We start from the raw sequence: 16,550 nt of genomic DNA on the forward strand, positions 1-16,550 counted from the left end.
TTAAGTCGATTCTAAATGCTGATTTTTAAAGTATTGGAGCGCTCGATACAGGCTGATTTCTTTAATTGGTTTGACCAAAACATAGTCTGCTCCAGCAGCAAAAAAAGCATCACGCGTTGCGTCCATACCATCAGCCGTACATGCGTAAACCACCACTGGCAGCTGTAATTCTTGTTTAATACGGGCAGTGGCTTCCACACCACCTAACTGTGGCAACTGGTTATCCATAAGCACTAAATCGAAATGTTGGGTTTGTAGTTTCTCAATCGCTTTGTATCCATCCGTCACCCAATCGGTTTTAATATTGTATTTTTCACAAAATGCCTTCGCAATAAACGCATTAGTATGATTGTCTTCTACTAACAAAACAGATAATTGACGATTAAATAACGTAAAGTCAATGACATCCGAATCCGGTGTCGGAAGTGACTTAGAGGGAACAACCACATCCAATGGGATCGATAAGGTAAATTGCGTGCCTTGATTCACTCTCGAGGTAACACTTATATGACCCTCAAGCATAGTCAGTAAGTTTTTCACAATCGCCAGTCCAAGACCACTACCGCCATATTCACGGACATGCGGCGTACCCGCTTGCATGAATGGTTCAAATACCACTCGTAAGTCTTCTTCACTGATCCCGATACCGGTATCGCTGACCTTAATGTCTAAACTCAATGGAGAAGTGCTATCATTGATATGCATATCGACGGTAATACCGCCTTCATGTGTAAACTTAGTCGCATTATTTAGCAGGTTAAACAAAATCTGATTAATACGCACTTGATCATTGCGCACGTACATAGTGTGCGGTATATCGGTATTCACTTCTAATGTTAACTGCTCATCACGACATAACGGATAATAAATTTGCTGGATAGTCATGGCTAAATCAGCTAACCGGAACTCGGTCGGCTTAAGAGTAAATTTACCTTGTTCAATCCGAGAAAAGTCTAAAATATCACTCAATACCGCAAGTAAATGCTCGCCACTACTGCACAACACTTTCACTTGCTCAATTTGTTCTTTCGTCTCGACCGTGCGTTGCAGTAACTGAGAAACACCCAGAATGCCATTGAGTGGGGTACGTAACTCATGGCTCATTTGTGCTAAGAAGTCTGCACGTAATTTCGCCGATTCTTCTGCTTCTTTACGCGCAATACGGCTTTGCTTTTCAGCTTCAATGATAGTAGTGATATCATGCCCTTGAGCAATCACAGATTGTATTTCATTATTCACTGTAATCGGTGATAAATTCCAGCGAAACATTTTGCTGCCCAGCTCCGTCAAGACCGATGAGGTCAAATGGCCTCTAGTGGTATCTTGAATCAGTCCTTGTAACTGCTCAGCAAGCATGGTGAATAATGACTCTCCATTTTCATATTGATTTAAAAACTCTTCTTTCGCCGAAGGATTCATTTTTATTAATGACCCATCAGCGCCCCACAACAGCATCGGTGACGTTGTGTAATTAAACAGATCTTCGAACTGTTTTTCTTGTTCGGCTAACCGCGAGAAGGTGTTTTCTAAGGTCCGTCCAAAATGATCAAATTCATAAATCAAGGAACCAGGGAAGGATTTATTGTCGCCTTTCTTCGCCACTTGGTGCGTATAAGACATCAAGCTACTAATCTCACTTTCGATACGGCGTTGAAGCCACCAACGTGTTAAAAAAGCCACAATCACCATTGCGACAAGCGCGAATGCCATCCAAAAATAGTAATTATTCCTGAGTGATAAAGCATTATGATTATTTTGCACAGAGTACACTTTCAAATAAGTTGATACACCTTCAACCATTAGCGTCGCACGGCTCACCATGTACTCGTTGTATATGCCTTTATCTTGTTTTGACTGGACAATATCCGCCGCTGAGTAGGCTTCACTACCACTTAATGTTGTTGCTAACACGTGAGAACCCACCGTTAGAATCAGACTCTCTGAGTTACTGCCATCACGCATCGTTTCTAACAAGGCATAGTTATTATTTAGAACGATACCCACGTAGAGGTAACCACTGACTTCTCCCGTTTTTTGATCCACCATTGGTGAACGCCGAATTAAAAGATACATGGTGTTTAATTGCGAAGGCGTGGCAATAAGATGCCAATTGCTATTGAAAGCGACGCGACTAATGATGTTGTGCAGGCTGTGCTCAGCAATGCCATAAAATTGCGCATTACCGTCATCCCAGAATTGCCCTTTCGTCGTGGTAATAAAACGAATATCAGGGGTATTGGTAATTTCCCTTTGGTCAACTCGATTAAAATATTGATCTATCGGTCTAAGGTTCTGATGCTCTATCATCTTCACCAAGCTTTGGCTTTGCGCACTACTATCTTGGTGGATTTGCACGGTAGACAAACGATAATCAAATAGACTTTGCACTAAATTACTCGTCTGCCGGCTTGTCCTTTTTACTTCTTGCGACATCAAACGACTACTGATTTGATAACTCTGGAATAACACGGTAACAATCAACACGCCGAGTACCATCACAATCGCATAACTGACAAAATTCGCGATATGTTTTTTGGGCTTAATGATCATATTTTGAGGCTTCATATGACTAGCCCTTAACGGTCTGAATAACGAAACGCTTGCTTCTCTAACTTGCGAATGCGTTCGGGGCTGTCTTCCTTCGTGACCAAATCAAACTGACCAGAATAGACCGTGGGTGACGGTTTGCCTTCTAAATCTAGCTTAATCGCTTCAGCCATAGCCACACCTGTATCATCGTTCATGCGCATCACCGTCGCATCAAGTTTCCCCGCTAAAATAGCATTGAGTTCTGCGGTGCCTCCTCCCCAGCCATTTAGCTTGATATGTTGTTTGCCTCGCTTTTCTAGCGCGTGCATGGCACCTAGCGCAATATCAGTGGAGCAGGCATAAATGAATTGAATATTGTCATTTTCATCGAGAATATGCATTGTTGCATCATAGCCACTTTGTTCAGTGGCATTGGTATAGTAAGACGCCACTAATTGAGCATTACCACGGTTATGCATTTGTTCAATAAAGGTCCCACCGCGCGCTGCACTGATATAGCCTTCAGAATAATACAGCATTGCGTAACGACTATTTTTAGGCTCTGCTTGACTAAAGTAATCCACGAGACGTTGCGTGCCGATCTCGTGATCAAAACCAACGTACATGAATGGCTGATGCTCTTTCCATGCTTTCACTGGTGTCGTGATATTCTGTAAAATGATTTTAGTTTCAGATGACTGCAATACATGTTCGATGAATTTACGATGTCGCACTGAATTTAATGTGAAAATAAGATATTGCGATTTATCTTTGAGTGCTTCCATTAAAGACAAGCTTTGCTGACGTGCATCCACATTCGGACGTGTAAAAACTTGATTTATCGTATAACGAATGCCGAGCTCTTCCATACGTAATTCAAAGGCTTTGATATTACGTACCCAGTAATCAGACACTTGGCTAGCCGGATAAATAACGGAAATCGTGATGGGTTTGTTTTGGTGCTGCGCCAAAGGGACAGGGTTTTCATGCACCATATCACTTAATTGCTGAGTCAATTTCTTTTGTTCAGGGTGGTTGTCGAGGTACTCTTGATAATGCCAATACCCTTTCAGACTTTGAGAAGCGTGGGTTGGCAGGCTGAACGCGGTTATAAATCCACACATCATAAAGGTAGAAATTGTTTTGATCATGTCATCTCGTCTCACGCCACGAATAAAAAGCACCGTGTGATGGACTCACGGGCTCTCATCCCTAGATGTTAGGAATAAAAAAAACAGCCCGATGATTATGAAACATAAGTAAATTAAATGATAGTACGGATAACAAAAAAGCTGGCTATCCGCACTACATTGTTGATTTGGAGAACAGAACGTTAAAAAGTGAAGGCGATGTTAGCCGCAACGCCCATTTGTTGCTGGTTAGCGTAACTACCGCCAATATCGAGACTAACCACATCACCAGGGCTGATACCAATGCCCGCAGTCACTGCATTATCCATATTATCCTTTAAGTCAATGGCATAACCAGCGCGTAATTGTGCCCACCCCCAAGCGTTACCCTCAATGCCAAATCGTACATATTGGGTATCATCATCACTGCTAAGAAAACGTTTTTTCTTCGTTAAATCAACATCAACGGCGGCGGTAAAAAACGACGTCACATACGCACCAGACACCGTCACCTGCGTATTCAATTTATAAGTGTCTGAACCATCTTGAGTGTCAATCGACTTTGAGAACAGATCTTTCACTGCGATACCAGCGCGAAAATCACTGATCATCCAAGCAGCACCTAAATCCATATTGAATGCTGATTTTTTTTGTTCGCTTTCGTCATAGTCATCTAGGTCAAAGTCTTCTACTGACGCAGAATCTTGATAAGTACGTAATTGCTGAATTTTAGGTGAAATACCAAAAGCCACATCTTGGCCCGCCAACGTAAACCGTTTCGCGATTGCCAATCCGAACTCGACGTTAGCAAACGCGGTTAGCGCAACACTCGAATTTTCATAACGGTTCTGTACCAAGGTTGGTAGCGTGCCTAAATCTGGAGCAATATTTGGCTTGGCATTAATTTCAGCTTCGCCTTTCATAAACAAATTAAAGGAGAGCGCATTCATAGGAATGGCAATCGCCGCCCCCGCGCTTGCACTTACATTGGTGGCTTGATTATCCGATAAGCGATTGAGGTAGTCATTTAGCTCACCTGCATTTGCTAGCTCGGCAGTGGTGCCGCCACTTTTAAAATCATCGATAGTATCTTGTAAGTCATCTACTTCACTAAGGGTATCGTCTTTATCTCGAGCTGAAATACCAATACCGGGTAATAACAACCCAATATCATCATTATCGCGATAAACAGCAACAAGCGCAGGGTTGTAAAATGGCGCAAGTAAATAGTCGGCGCTGCTCACACCAGTGCCCCCCATTGCCATCCCGCGCGCATCAACCACTCCACTACTTGCAAATACAGGAGCCGACACTAATGATCCAGCGACCATTAAACCCAGTAAATGTTTTTTTCCCATGATAGCTATACTCTTTGTAATAGGCTTAGACTAAGCGTAATGCGTGGGAGAAATAGCAATCGATAATTATTAAAACAAATCGCGAGAATGTGAATCAACTCTCGTTAACAAGGGAAATGAGGGATCAGTCGACGTTAAAAAGAGTGTCGAGTTGGTATTCTCGACCAATTAATCGCTCTTTTTGTTTCTTGCTTAGCTGTTTAATGCGGTACTCTATTTTTTGCGCTTCACTTCGCGATGTGGCTACTTTTTGCATCCATACTAAATGTAATGGCCCTTTACCTTTTAACGCTTTCGCACCTTGTCCAACTTGATGCTGAGCAAACCGCCTAGTCACATCTGTCGTGATCCCACAATACAGCGCATTGTGGCGAGTCCTTATTAAATACACCCACCACCACTGACAAGTCGCTTCAGTCATTATTGTTACGCATTTCCGCTTCAAGCCGAGCAACCACGGCCGTTAGAGAGATCACTTGCTCACGTAACTCGGCTATTTCCTCTTTGAGAGATGCCGTATCTTCCGGAAGCGGACACACAGACAGCGATGGCGTAGGCTCCACTAACGCTAGTGCTCCAACATCAGAAAACACATGCTGGTAGCGACACTCTCGCTTACCGGGCTCTCTTGCTAGCTTGACAACGAGCGCTCCACAAGCGTGTTCATTCGCCATATACTCAAGCACCGCCTCAGTCTCTTTACTATCCGTAAACTCACACAGACGATTCGTCCTCGTGCGCAGTTCGCCCGCCGTTTGTGGCCCACGTAGTAATAATAAACACAGAATACCCAGCTCTTGTTCGGTTAATTGCAAATCGCCAAATTCCGTATTACAAAAGCGGTGTTGATATTTACGCGTTGCACTAGAAAACTTACTTTCATCACTCACAAGACGACGGTCTAACAGCGCGTTAACGCCATCTAATACCTGATTTTCATCAAGATCGGTTACCGGGTCTCGATTACTTTTTTGATTGCATGCCGTCATTAAGCTTTTAAGACTTAAAGGATAGTAATCCGGAGTAGTAATTGCTTTCTCTGTTAAACAGCCAATAATTCTTGCTTCAACAGGTGAAAGTTCCATGATCATTATAAAATCCTTATTGTCATTATATATGAACGTTTTTAATGCTCGTTCTTAGTCGGTAATTGAATAATCTTCCCATTTTCGTCGACGAGAACGATTTTGGCACGATTAAGCTCAATTTCCGTTAATGCTTGTTCTTCACGTTCAGTCACATAAGCGACACCGAGACGGCTTGATATACAATCAACATCCGAATCTACCTGATGTGGTGTCTTCTCTACTACAATTTCAGAGTCATGCATGATTTTGTTACAACTTCTTCATTAATTAGGTGCCATCATATAGCGCATCTTTGATGAAGTACAATGTCGCAATAATTTAGGCGCTCAACAATTGACCAGCTCTGTCTTATCTTTGATCTAAAAGCTGTTATGAGTGAAAACTATGTGTTTTAATCAGAACTAGTAAAAGACATCTATAGGGAAGGGACCTATGAACAGCGTATTTGAAATCGTGAGCCTAGCTCGCCGTAAGAACAAGCTCAAACGCGAATTAATCGACAATGAAAAAAAAGTGCGTGATAACCGTAAACGTGTCGATTTGTTAGAAAATTTAATGGACTATTTCCATCCGAACATGACACAAGAAGAGATGCTGACGATTGTGAAAAACATGAAGTCAGATTACGAAGATCGTGTCGATGACCACATTATTAAAAGTGCAGAAGTCTCCAAAGAAAGACGCGACATTAGTCGTCGTATTCGAGAACTGACACAACAAGATAAAATTGCGACTCAACAAGGCAAGAAATCATAATTGATACTCAGCCTTGTGATTATTAAGCCCGTACTAAGCGGGCTTTTTGTTTTCTTTACCCGCCTAAACGTTTAAATACCACATGTAATCGATTGCCTTGTCAGTTTCTTTGTTTTTCATAGGAATTGCGCCTTCCATCACATTTTGACAACTGCTATAGTCCGTGCCTCTAAAACACAGCGTGTTTCAGTACTCTAATGGTCATATCTTTCGAGGCATGAAGCTTCCCTCTGTTTCTCATGAAGAGAAGTCTGGACCAATAACGCCAACCTCTGTTTCAGATAAGCAAGGAATTAATATGGATCTCAATACGATTGAAATCACGGGATATGCTGCCTCGATAATGGTCGCGATATCACTCACGATGAAAGACATTGTGAAGCTACGTGTGTTGAACTTCATTGGCTGCATCATTTTCTGTATTTATGGCAGTATTATTGGTGCATGGCCTGTCGTCGCCACGAATACCTTCATCGCTATCGTCAATGTTTACTATTTGTATAAGATGCGTCCGTCCAAACAAGACACGTCAACCTAGAAGAGTCCTATACTGATGGTCATGTTTGACTAAAACATGACCATTTTAGATGCTTGTGACACTCGCTCATCACTTCGACTTATTCTATAATCACCACCATCATTAACTTGTTAAGATTATCACCATGTCGACACTCACCACTCGCTGCCCAACTTGCCAGCGCTTAAACCGTATCCCTACCACTCGAGTAGAACAAAAGCCTCACTGCGGACAATGCCAAGCATTACTGCTCGATGGCGTACCGATTGAAGGCACAACGGATAATATTACTGCACTACTCTCAAGCTCTAAACCTGTTGTGATTGATTTTTGGGCACCATGGTGCAATCCCTGTGTCGGTTTTGCGCCCATTTTTAGTGATGTAGCTGCAGAAAGACATGATCAGATCCGCTGCGTTAAAATTAATACGGAAACTCAAGAGGCACTCGCCGCACAGTATCGTATCCGTAGCATTCCAACGATCATGGCATTTAAAAATGGTCAGTGCATTGACACGATTAATGGTGCATTACCTAAAGGGCAGTTCGATGAGTGGCTTAATAACGCGTTAAATAAATAACACGTCTTAAACAGGTAGTTAAAAATATCTCGTTTACAGACACTTATTTTGTTTGCTCTACACTCGAACATAAAAGATTCTTTTTGCCATCATTTACAGAAATGTACACGTAATATTTACGCTATAAAGTGAGAAACTTGCTTGTGCATCATCTAACCAATTAGGGGGAAATTGAAGATCTAAGGTGTCGATAATATCGACAGAGTGATATATTGTTCATTCGAAAGCTTTACAATCAGATTTTATCTATGATTTCTGCAAATCATCCAGATAAAATTCTGAGTGGAAGCCTATAAAGTCATTACTAAAAGCGACTAATAATGCCAGATGTATTCAAGAAATACAGTATAGAAACCACTGACTATGAAGTCGGACAAGATAATATTCAAAAATGGGGTTTTGATGTACACAACGCCGTTTTTGGAATCAGCGCTAGTCTAATCATTGTTTTTCTTATTGCTGTTCTCGTTGCTGATCCAGCGACTGCTAAAGACACACTAAGTACAATAAAAAATACCATCATTGAAGACGCGGATAGCTTTTTCATGTGGGCGATGAATGCCTTCCTCGTTTTCGGGCTCATCCTCATGGTATCTCCTTTCGGAAAAATAAAAATAGGCGGACGTGAAGCAACTCCTGATCACTCCACTTTTTCTTGGCTTTCCATGTTATTTTCTGCCGGCATGGGCACCGCTTTGCTATTTTGGGGCGTAGCTGAACCGACAGCATATTATACAGATTGGTATGGCACACCTCTTGATGTCACACCATTTACTCCTGAAGCAAAAGCACTAGCATTAGGCACGACCATATACCATTGGGGTATACATGGATGGTCTATGTTTGGTCTTGTTGCCCTATCGTTAGCATTTTTCCACTTTAATAAGGGTCTACCTTTATCCATGCGCTCTGTTTTCTACCCTATTTTTGGAGATAGAGCTTGGGGTTGGTTAGGACATATTGTGGATATTGTGGCCGTTCTTGCGACCTTATTCGGTTTAGCAACATCCCTAGGGCTAGGCGCACAGCAAGCATCAAGTGGTATTAACTATACGTTAGGTACTCACGCTGGCATGTGGCTAGATATGGTTGTGATAGCCGTTGTAACGGCCATTTCCGTCTTATCAGTCATGAAAGGTATTGATGGTGGAGTAAAACGTCTTAGTAACTTCAATATGATATTTGCGTTTGCGCTATTAGCTTTCGTGATAGTGGCATGTTGGGGCACGGTTTGGTCATCACTGACCAATAGCTTTATGGGGTATGTTGAAAATATTATCCCGTTGAGTAATCCATATGGGCGTACTGATGAGAAATGGATGCATGCATGGACACTATTCTACTGGGCATGGTGGATTTCTTGGTCACCGTTCGTCGGTATGTTTATCGCACGGATTTCTCGTGGCAGAAGTGTTCGAACCTTCATGTTAGCGGTAACGTTTATTCCAACCATTGTAACACTCATTTATATGGGCATTTTTGGTGGTGTTGCCATCGATCAAGTAGCGAATCATATTGGTGTGCTTGGAGAAAAAGGGATTACTGATATTTCCATGACCTTGTTCTACATGTATGACAATATTCCTTATGGTAATGTAATATCGATTATTTCTATCGCTCTCATCTTAGTCTTCTTTATTACGTCATCAGATTCAGGCTCGTTAGTTATTGATAGTATTACAGCGGGCGGAAAAGTTGACTCTCCTATCCCACAACGTGTGTTTTGGGCAAGTATGGAAGGTGCTATCGCAGCAACGATGCTGTGGGTCGGCGGTAAAGATGCGCTACAAGCATTGCAGTCAGGAGTCGTAGCAACAGCATTACCGTTCACGTTTGTACTGATTATTATGTGTATGAGTCTTCTGATGGGGTTAAAGTCAGAATATTCGGTGTACAAAAAAATCCCCTTAGTGCAGAACTAACCTTCTCACTGATAAAAAAAAGAAGCGCATATGCGCTTCTTTTTTTATGCGTATTCGCCACTAAGACCTGGAGAAATGAGACGTCATATCACACGATAATCAAGAAAATAAGACACACAGCAGCGATTACAGAACGATTATCAATCATGACCTCTAGCTCGCTCTTGTAAAGCATAAACCGCTGATTGATGGTGTAGGCATGACAGGGGTGCGATCGATGACTCATCCGTTTCTAAACTTCAATAAGTGCTGATGAATAGCATCTTATTTCTATACTAAATCAGACCAATATAGAGCACTAGAACAAGTGTGAATGATGACAAGAACGTCGAAGAGAAAATTAAAGACCATTACCAAATGTTACTCGTCGATCATACCTACACCTCAAGTGTATCCAATGCTGACAAGAACAAGATATCAGAGACCAATAGACGTAAAAAAGCCTGACCAGTTTTGATCAGGCTTTTCAATATCTGGAGGCGCGTCCCGGAGTTGAACCGAGGTCCACGGATTTGCAATCCGCTGCATAGCCACTCTGCCAACACGCCTTAAATGATATGGTGCCCCGGGCCGGACTTGAACCGGCACAGCGCGAACGCCGAGGGATTTTAAATCCCTTGTGTCTACCAATTCCACCACCGGGGCAGCTATTGCTGGTGAAGACACCCTATCATTAATCTTAACGCCTTTCCCGTTAAGACGAGATGTACTTTACTCGATTGAGAAATAAGATCAATAAAAAATTTAACTTTATGATTTAAATGATCAAAAAACAATCTCACCTGTTTAATATCGCCGCACATAGTTGAAGTTATGAGCAAATATAAATCGGTTTATTTCTTAATCACGGTTTCTCTTGCAAGTCATATCCATTAAAAATGGTAAACTATAGAGTATGTATGAGAGTATGATTATCCACAGCACCAACTTGCGCGATAATACAAGGGACCCTTTAAGATTAAATAGTATACTTTTTTGCTATATCATCGGTTATACCGAACGGCATATATTCTTTTAAAAGCATCAGTGTATTTTGACTTGCCGTCAACCACATTGATAATGCGTAGCTGTAATTATTTAAATCGTCAACAATATATTGATTTTTTTTATCTGTATGCCTATTCAATGGTGTTAACCATGAATTATTCGCCGACGCACTAGACAATGGCACATCACCTTCAACGTGTGCTAAATCGATCAAAATACTCAATTTTTCATTAATTTTTTCGATGTCTATTTCATCAATGTTGTAGGCTAATATATCGTTATTAATCACATCTGGTAGCGTTTTTAAAGCGAGAGTTAAAGAATCAATACTTATCTGTCTCATCATTGTTTGCACAGTATTCCTGTAACCGTCAGCCCCCTCTTTTTCATATTTAAAACGCGGTTGTGAACAATGTATCGATTGATGCTGCGAAAAGTTCTCTTGGACAAACCCTGATCCATAACGATTCAAAAGAAAAACAACCCCTGTTGTATCGTGTATTTTCTGTATAACTTTATCAACTAAGTAACTGATTGACTTACAATCTGCTTCAGAGCGAATAGCTTCGAGCTTGGCAATACGTTCATCCAAAAAATGTAATTCCATAGTTTTCTTCCTAAATACTACAACGTGATAGAGCGATATTTAATCAAATATCTGTAAGTCTATTTATCTCACGATATTAGTAGGTTATCACTCTATGTAAACGAAATTTTTTCTCTTACATGGAGCAATTCCACATTATTTATGAGAAAAACTTAATTCGTTTCTTTAAATATCTAATGTTGGCTGATTAATATCTATTAATCATAGCTAAAAGACCATTACCTTCACAATAAGTTACGCCGTCACATTAATTGAATAGTGTTCATTTGCCGTTTACACCCTATCCATAAAATTGTCGTCATTGACGTCTTACTGTCACGCCATGACACGGTGATGACTATTTAACCACTTAATGACGTATTTATCACCGTTAGATGAAAAAACTTTTAATTTAATTGTTAATAATAGAAGAGTTGGATATCAACGTGATTTAAATCACGACATAAGGAAATAACATGACGTCAATTATTTTCTTTTATTTACCCCATAAAGACGTATTCGATGTGGCCACAACGCGCATCTATTGAAACAAATGAGGAGTACATAATGAAAAAGCTATTTCCAGCCATCACAGGCCTACTATTAATTGGTGCATACTCTCTTCCTACTTATGCTGCATCGAATAACGATAGTGGTTTATATGTCGGTGGTAACGTAGGTTATGTAAAGATCGACGGGCAGGACGATTTTGACGACGACAATGAAGTATACCAAGGCTTACTTGGTTATCGTATTAACCCTTACTTAGGCGTTGAGGGTAGCTACATCGATTTTGGTAAATACGGTAGTAGCTTAGCAAATGCAAAAACTGACGGTTATACAGCTGCGCTTAAGCTTACCGCGCCAATTGGCGATCGCGTCGATCTTTACGCCAAAGGCGGCCAGCTTTGGTACAACACAGATTATGATATTGCTGGGGCTTCAGGAGACAAGGATGACACCGCGGTCTTTGCTGGTGCTGGTGTTGGATTTAAAGTCACTGATAACTTTATCGTAAACGCGGAATATACTTGGTATGACGTAGATTTGGATGTCAAAGACGTGCGTGATGGCTCTGATACCAACACAGACTTTAATCAGGTAACGGCAGGTGTTGAATATCGCTTTTAACCACTAAGCCAATAGTCTCGTAAAATCGAAGATTAAAAAAGGGGCTTTCGCCCCTTTTTCTGTTCTATCTTGTTTAGCACACAATCATTTTATAGGAATAATTGTAGTAATGATGTGGCTAGAATAAGCATCAAAGCACCGCCCAAGCGTGAAGAGATCTGTGCAAATGGCATCAGTCCCATACGTTTACACGAGGCAAGTACGGCTACGTCGCCTGTTCCGCCCATGTTTGCCATACATAGTCCGCCAGTAATCGCCGCTTCGATTGGGTAGAACCCCATCATACGACCAATAATAGCACTGCCCACTACCGCACCTGATACCGTTGCAAACACCATAAATAGATTTGCCCAAGTTAATGCCGCGACGATTTGATCTAAATCGGTATATACAACACCAATACCCACAAGCAGTGCTGGAGTTAAGTTATCCAATACAAATTTTGACCATGTATGCGCAGAACGCTCTAAGTCACGTGGCATCAGTCCACTGACTTTAATCAAAGCAACCGAGATAATCATAAGCGCATAAGGGTGCATATTGATTACTGAGTGCAGTAAAGTACCAATCATGTACATCGTAATCGCTAGCAAGGCACCAAGACCAAGTGATGTCACCGTAATTGGAAATTCTTCCTCTTGCGCTTCATCAGCATTATTTTCTTGACCAATAATTAACTGGCCTTCACCGGTTAAAGATGGGTAACGTTGGCCTAGTTTGCTCAATAGGCCAGCTATAACGATAGCAACCGCATTACCAATCGCTAATGCAGGTACCATTTTAGACATCAACATATCTTGAGATAGATCCGTACTACCAGAAATGATTTCAACCAATGGCACCGCACCTGCTCCCATGCCACCGCCCATAATAGGCAAAGCAATCAGCATGATAGAGTCAAAGAAGTTTTCGCCAAGCACAACACCGACGAGACCGGCAAACAAGAAAGCACAAGCAACACCACCAGCGATGACCGGAATGTATTTAACGGCTGCTTTCTTCAATACTTTGCTGTCCATACCCAGAATCGAGCCTGTCACCAAACTTGCGATAAAGAATGAAAGGAAACCGCCACTTTTCGTAAATGTGGTAACATTCTCTACAACTTCAGTAGGAACGACACTGCTATGAAAAATGTACGATGAACCGAAAATCACGACAATCGCACCACCACCAAAATATTGGTTAACGATCGGAGTTTTATTACCAAGCGTATTTAAGATATAGCCAACGACGGCCATAACACCAACCGCACCGATCATACCGGAGGGCATTTTGTTTTCGATGGTTGCAAGAAGGATGACAATAGCGGACAAAGCAAAAACGACATTCATCATCGTTTTATCCTTTGCAGATATGACAGCATTGTTAAACATATATTGCTCACTTGTAGGGTTGTTTTAAAAAATTTTCGCGAAGTTTAGCAATTCCTCACTCGCTGCCTACTGAGTTAAGCACTAATGAAACTATTCGATAGTTTTGTAACTTTTGTAACCCTACTTTGCTGAAAAACCGCGCAGTTTTATGACAATATTTTTTGACTCACGAACTAAGCCTACGCAAAATACCCCATACTATGACGTGCTATTAACATTTTCTTAAACTGACGGAAGCTAACGTACATGAAATTGAAGAGTCATCTTGCTTTGTCGACCATTGCGACCACCTCGACGATCGTCATTGTGGTCACCACGGCGATATTTTTCTTATTACAAAATATCTATCACGATGGGCTAAGAGCAAGAGGCATCGAACTCGGCAAAGTCATTGTACACAACGACCAAGTTATTGAGGCGGTCAAAGATAGCAACCAAGGCAAGCCCACGTCACTCAATCATTATATTGAGTCTTTACGAGCACAAACTGGTGCATCCTTTATTGTCGTAGTGAACAAGCAGGCGTATAGGCTTAGCCATCCTAACCCAGCACGTGTAGGTAAACATTTTGTTGGTGATGATATCTACAGGGCCTTAAACAGTGGTGTCAGTTACAGCACCGTGGCTAAAGGGTCCTTAGGCAGTGCAATTCGCAATTTTGTCCCTGTGATTAGTAACGGTGAAGTGATCGGGGCGGTGTGTATTGGTTATTTGTCCGATAAAAGCTTTGCTATCATGCTAGCGCAATACGGACACATTGGCTTGATGATAGCGATTGTGTACTTAATCGCAATATCGATGACCATCGTGTTATTTTGGAAAATGAAACGTACCTTCCTCGATTATGAGCCAGAATATATTGTCAATCAGTTTCATGAGCACGAGCTGATCTTGAATAGTATTCGCGATGCAATTATCGCGGTCGATAATAAATTGAATGTCACGACAATGAATAATAGCGCGGTTAACCTCTTCTCTTTAAGCACTGTTGGCCATTCTCAGCAGCTGTATAAACCTTTAGCCACCTTCTCTACCTCATTAGCTCATATGGTATTAGAGGCTAATTCACGTTTTCACCAAGGTGAATTTTCCGTTGGTAATCTTTGCTATCGTGCCAACGTCTACCCTTTACAAAGTCAAAACCAACATACCGGTTACGTCGTCGTTTTCTTCCCTAATCTAGATCACTCCCAAATGGAGCGAGAATTGCTCTACCTGAAAAACTATGCGGAACTCTTACGCCATAAGACTCATGAGTATTCAAACAAACTCAATACGCTTTCTGGGATGTTACAGTTAGAACATACGCAAGAAGCCATTGCGTTTATCCAACAAGAAACCGATCATTATCAGTCAGTGATTAACGCCATAGTACGCACTGTACATAATCCCGCTGTGGCAGGGCTCTTGCTCGCGAAATTTAACAAAGCCTCCGATATGCATGTCAACTTTGTTCTCGATACCGATACGACGCTTGACGATTATGGTAAAACGGTGTCAGATAAATTGGTTACTATTATTGGTAATTTAGTCGATAATGCATTATTCGCAGCTTGGGAGAATCGCACTCAGCAAACACCCAATGTGCAATTGTATCTAAGTGATCGTAGTCAGCATGTTATCATTGAAGTACAAGACTCGGGGGTCGGCGTACCTGAATCAATCAATGAACGAATTATTGAATACGGCGTCAGTACCAAACAGGACGAAGAGCAGCATGGAGTGGGCTTATATCTGGTCAATCAATTGGTCGACTACTTTTCAGGTACGTTGGATTGGGAACGAACCGAAGAAAATACCACCCTATTTATGATTTATCTCGATAAAAATAAGTTAATGCAGTATGACTAAATACAATGTAATGATTCTTGAGGATGATCTTCGTGCAAGCTATATGCTTGAATCCGCCATTAAGCAAGATGAAGACTTTACCGTTGTCTCAGTCAGTGAAAGTTATTCTGAGGCATTGTTACAGTACGCGATTTATCAGCCTCAATTGATCTTCATTGACATGACCTTACCGGATGGACATGGGTTAGAATTTATCCAGCGAATGCGTAAGCAAGGCGCAAGATGTGACTTTATTATTACCACCGCGGATAGAGATATCGAAACATTGACTAAAGCTATTCGGTTGGGCGTTTCTGATTACCTTGTTAAACCCATTCGTATGTCTCGGGTATATCAGGCATTAAAAGATTATGATTTATACAAGCAGCAGGTTTCCAGTAACTCTACGGTCGACCAAAAAGATATTGACCTCTTATTACGTAAAGTTGAGCCTAAAGATACTCGTAAAACACCTAAAGGAATAGATTCCACTACTCTCGCCAAGTTGAAAGCCCTGATCGTTGAGGAGCAATTAATCGAATTCTCTTCGACTGACATTGGCGAGCGCATGAATGTTAGCCGTATTACGGCCCGTCGTTATTTAGAGTTTCTCGAATCAGAAGGCGTGGTCAAATTAGTGTTAAATTATAATACGGGCGGACGCCCTAAACGGCTGTATAGAGTCACTTAACTGAGCGGTAATGTTTTATACATCACCAACGAGGCCTTCATCAGGAGGCCTTAAGTGCTTAAGGTAGGA

15 protein-coding genes and 2 tRNA genes are annotated in these 16,550 nt (G+C 41.4%); 7 read left to right on the top strand and 10 right to left on the bottom strand.

The genetic code is table 11. The features are described from left to right. The 6 genes from luxQ to OCU30_RS15720 all read right to left on the bottom strand — a co-directional run bounded on the left by luxQ (position 1) and on the right by OCU30_RS15720 (position 6,347). Complete coding sequence (gene luxQ / locus OCU30_RS15695; RefSeq protein ID WP_077315022.1) at positions 1–2,565, bottom strand: quorum-sensing autoinducer 2 sensor kinase/phosphatase LuxQ; 2,565 nt, start codon at positions 2,563–2,565, stop codon at positions 1–3. Positions 2,566–2,576: 11 nt separating this feature from the next. Then, positions 2,577–3,680 (bottom strand): substrate-binding domain-containing protein, encoded by a 1,104-nt coding sequence (locus OCU30_RS15700; RefSeq protein ID WP_077315021.1) that lies wholly within the window; start codon positions 3,678–3,680, stop codon positions 2,577–2,579. A 182-nt stretch (positions 3,681–3,862) separates the two neighbouring features. Beyond that, positions 3,863–5,017, bottom strand: coding sequence for a conjugal transfer protein TraF (locus OCU30_RS15705; RefSeq protein ID WP_077315020.1), 1,155 nt, complete (start codon positions 5,015–5,017; stop codon positions 3,863–3,865). A gap of 124 nt (positions 5,018–5,141) precedes the next feature. Then, on the bottom strand, positions 5,142–5,438 hold the full coding sequence (locus OCU30_RS15710; protein WP_077315019.1) for a GIY-YIG nuclease family protein: 297 nt from the start codon (positions 5,436–5,438) through the stop codon (positions 5,142–5,144). Next, complete coding sequence (locus OCU30_RS15715; RefSeq protein ID WP_077315018.1) at positions 5,431–6,108, bottom strand: YceH family protein; 678 nt, start codon at positions 6,106–6,108, stop codon at positions 5,431–5,433. Before OCU30_RS15715 ends, OCU30_RS15710 begins: the two co-directional genes overlap by 8 nt. Positions 6,109–6,143: 35 nt before the next feature. Next, on the bottom strand, positions 6,144–6,347 hold the full coding sequence (locus tag OCU30_RS15720) for a hypothetical protein (protein WP_077315017.1): 204 nt from the start codon (positions 6,345–6,347) through the stop codon (positions 6,144–6,146). A 190-nt stretch (positions 6,348–6,537) separates the two neighbouring features. Between OCU30_RS15720 and OCU30_RS15725 the strand changes: the two genes are divergently transcribed. From OCU30_RS15725 to OCU30_RS15740, 4 genes are all read left to right on the top strand, one after another. Continuing rightward, complete coding sequence (locus OCU30_RS15725) at positions 6,538–6,861, top strand: DUF496 family protein (RefSeq protein ID WP_077315016.1); 324 nt, start codon at positions 6,538–6,540, stop codon at positions 6,859–6,861. Between the two features lie 298 nt (positions 6,862–7,159). Beyond that, positions 7,160–7,399, top strand: coding sequence for a YgjV family protein (locus OCU30_RS15730; protein ID WP_077315015.1), 240 nt, complete (start codon positions 7,160–7,162; stop codon positions 7,397–7,399). A gap of 124 nt (positions 7,400–7,523) precedes the next feature. Beyond that, positions 7,524–7,958: a thioredoxin TrxC gene (gene trxC, locus OCU30_RS15735; protein WP_077315014.1), complete on the top strand. Its 435-nt coding sequence runs from the start codon at positions 7,524–7,526 to the stop codon at positions 7,956–7,958. Between the two features lie 320 nt (positions 7,959–8,278). After that, positions 8,279–9,880: a BCCT family transporter gene (locus OCU30_RS15740; protein WP_077315013.1), complete on the top strand. Its 1,602-nt coding sequence runs from the start codon at positions 8,279–8,281 to the stop codon at positions 9,878–9,880. A gap of 474 nt (positions 9,881–10,354) precedes the next feature. Here the strand turns inward: OCU30_RS15740 and OCU30_RS15745 are convergent. From OCU30_RS15745 to OCU30_RS15755, 3 genes are all read right to left on the bottom strand, one after another. Beyond that, a tRNA-Cys gene (locus OCU30_RS15745) sits at positions 10,355–10,428 on the bottom strand. A gap of 10 nt (positions 10,429–10,438) precedes the next feature. Further along, positions 10,439–10,525 (bottom strand) — tRNA-Leu (locus tag OCU30_RS15750). A gap of 313 nt (positions 10,526–10,838) precedes the next feature. Then, entirely contained in the window at positions 10,839–11,474 is a 636-nt protein-coding gene (locus OCU30_RS15755) for a hypothetical protein (protein ID WP_077315012.1), read from the bottom strand. Positions 11,475–12,020: 546 nt separating this feature from the next. Here OCU30_RS15755 and OCU30_RS15760 point away from each other — a divergent pair. Next, on the top strand, positions 12,021–12,584 hold the full coding sequence (locus tag OCU30_RS15760) for a porin family protein (RefSeq protein WP_077315011.1): 564 nt from the start codon (positions 12,021–12,023) through the stop codon (positions 12,582–12,584). 89 nt (positions 12,585–12,673) lie between these two features. On the opposite strand, the gene OCU30_RS15765 is transcribed toward OCU30_RS15760, so the two are convergent. Then, a complete protein-coding gene (locus OCU30_RS15765; protein WP_235861874.1) occupies positions 12,674–13,921 on the bottom strand; it encodes a 2-hydroxycarboxylate transporter family protein in 1,248 nt (415 codons plus the stop codon). A gap of 285 nt (positions 13,922–14,206) precedes the next feature. Between OCU30_RS15765 and OCU30_RS15770 the strand changes: the two genes are divergently transcribed. Next, complete coding sequence (locus OCU30_RS15770; protein WP_077315009.1) at positions 14,207–15,811, top strand: ATP-binding protein; 1,605 nt, start codon at positions 14,207–14,209, stop codon at positions 15,809–15,811. After that, the gene (locus tag OCU30_RS15775; protein ID WP_205408817.1) at positions 15,804–16,481 is read left to right on the top strand and encodes a response regulator; all 678 of its coding nucleotides are present in this window, start codon (positions 15,804–15,806) and stop codon (positions 16,479–16,481) included. The genes OCU30_RS15770 and OCU30_RS15775 overlap by 8 nt, the downstream gene beginning before the upstream one ends. Positions 16,482–16,550: the final 69 nt, after the last annotated feature.

Source organism: Vibrio palustris (assembly GCF_024346995.1).
GTDB lineage: Bacteria > Pseudomonadota > Gammaproteobacteria > Enterobacterales > Vibrionaceae > Vibrio > Vibrio palustris.